Origin of the sequence: Synechococcus sp. R55.7, assembly GCF_047461955.1 — a bacterium.
GTDB lineage: Bacteria > Cyanobacteriota > Cyanobacteriia > Thermostichales > Thermostichaceae > Thermostichus.
This window is the reverse complement of the sequence record NZ_JANSIC010000128.1, coordinates 3,192-4,429: the sequence shown is the minus strand read 5'-3', so window position 1 is coordinate 4,429 and position 1,238 is coordinate 3,192. Positions and strand designations below refer to the sequence as shown.

The 1,238-nt window shown below is 50.1% G+C and carries 2 protein-coding genes; both read left to right on the top strand.

Features of this window, described 5'->3' with window-relative positions; all coding sequences use genetic code 11:
- Positions 1-485: FAD-dependent thymidylate synthase (locus NW820_RS08095; protein ID WP_414407195.1), on the top strand; the 485-nt coding region annotated here is incomplete at its 5' end.
- A 77-nt stretch (positions 486-562) separates the two neighbouring features.
- A partial coding sequence (locus NW820_RS08090) for a class I SAM-dependent methyltransferase (RefSeq protein WP_414407194.1) occupies positions 563-1,238 on the top strand: 676 nt, incomplete at its 3' end.

Sequence of the window (1,238 nt, the reverse complement as noted above, 5' to 3'; positions counted from 1 at the left end):
ATCGCGTCAGCGGGCCGGAGGCCTATCGCGACAGCGGTGCGGAGCACATTGCGGAGCACAGTGGCGGGACGGAGTCCTCCTTGTCTTTGCAAGAGCTGGAAACTTTGTTTTACGTTCCTGCCAGCGTCAAAGAGGGCAAGGCCAAAACCCGCCAAGGCTTTAGGCCCATCTCCCCCGAAGCTTTGGATATCATTCTTGCGCAATATCGCAGCCAGGCCATTGCTTATTATCGCCTGGTAGAAGAGTGCGGATTGCCCTATGAAGATGCCCGTAACATCATTGGCTACGGGATCCGACAACACTTCGTGGTCTCTTTCAATTGCCGTAGTCTAATGCATTTTTTGGATTTACGAGCCAAAGAAGATGCTCAACGAGAAATTCAACATCTGTGTGAACTGATTTGGCCCCACTTTGAAGCGTGGTGTCCCCACGTGGCGGCCTGGTATCGTAAGCATCGCTGGGGAAAGGCTCGATTATCCCCCTAAACTTAGTTTAGATAGATATGCTCTGCTAACCCCTTCTGCGGCTAATCCTGTTTTTGATCTTTTGTTGGGTTACGGGTATGGATCCCGAAGCTTATGAGCAAATGGCAGGCTTGGAAGACCGGCATTGGTGGTTTTTGGGTCGCCGTCACATTCTGAGTCGGGTTATTGGATCCCTGTCGCTTCCCCCCTCTGCTTATATTTTGGAAGCTGGCTGTGGTAGCGGCGGCAACCTGGAGATGTTGTCCAGATTTGGCAAAGTTTGGGCTATGGAAAAGAGTGAAATTGCACTGCCGCTGGCCCAAGCTCGCGGTATTGGGATCGTGGCAGAGGGGGAGTTGCCAAACCGGATCCCCTTTGGTTCTCAACGATTTGATTTGATTGCTTTGCTGGATGTGCTGGAGCATCTGGAGAATGACAAAGAAGCTCTCCTAGCCCTCAGTCAAAGGTTAACCCCATCTGGCTACTTAGTTGTAACTGTTCCGGCTTATCCGTGGCTGTGGAGTTTACATGATGAGCTTAATCATCACAAGAGACGATATACCCGCGGGCAACTTTTGTCGTTGCTTAAAAGCTCAGGTCTAGAAGTTTATACCCTTGTTTTCTTCAACAGTTTTCTTTTCCCAATCATTTCAGGGATCCGCATAATGCAGAAAGTGCTTCGCCTGAGGGAAAGCCAAGATCTGAAAATGCCGCCGCTTTGGCTCAATCGACTGCTGACGGGTATTTTTGCTGCAGAAGCCTATCTGATACCTA